The sequence below is a fragment of the Silvania confinis genome (genome assembly GCF_025564085.1).
Lineage (GTDB): Bacteria > Pseudomonadota > Gammaproteobacteria > Enterobacterales > Enterobacteriaceae > Enterobacter > Enterobacter confinis.
This window is the reverse complement of record NZ_JAMGZJ010000035.1, coordinates 1-449: the sequence shown is the minus strand read 5'-3', so window position 1 is coordinate 449 and position 449 is coordinate 1. Positions and strand designations below refer to the sequence as shown.

General features: G+C 58.4%; 1 protein-coding gene. It reads right to left on the bottom strand.

Features of this window, described 5'->3' with window-relative positions; all coding sequences use genetic code 11:
• Positions 1–449, bottom strand: a 449-nt coding sequence (locus M8013_RS00155; RefSeq protein ID WP_271265824.1) for a glucan biosynthesis protein, incomplete at both ends; no start/stop codon positions are given.

Below are 449 nucleotides of genomic sequence, written 5' to 3'. Positions count from 1 at the left end.
CATTATTGCCGCAGCTGAACATACTGGTCATCGGCGCGATACCCAGCTGTTTGATATCCTTGCGGGCGTACAGGTGGTTTTCCACGTCCATGATAACCTGGGTATCCTGGCAGTGGATGGTGAACTTGTAGGCGCCAGTGATGCTCGGGCTGTCCAGCAGCGCGTAAACGGTAAACACCGTGGCGTCCCCTTTGACCGTTTCGAACCAGAACGACGTAAAGTCGGGAAACTCTTCCGGGGTATCGGTAAAGGTATCCACCGCCAGACCGCGGGCCGACAGGCCATACTGATAGGTGCTGTCTACCGCGCGGAAGTAGCTGGCGCCGAGGAACGCCACGATATCGCGGCGCGCCAGCTCCGGCGCTTTAAACACCCGGAACCCGGCGAAGCCGAGGTCAGACTGTCCTTCCAGCTGACGGGTATCCACACCGGCGTCATTGTACTTAAAC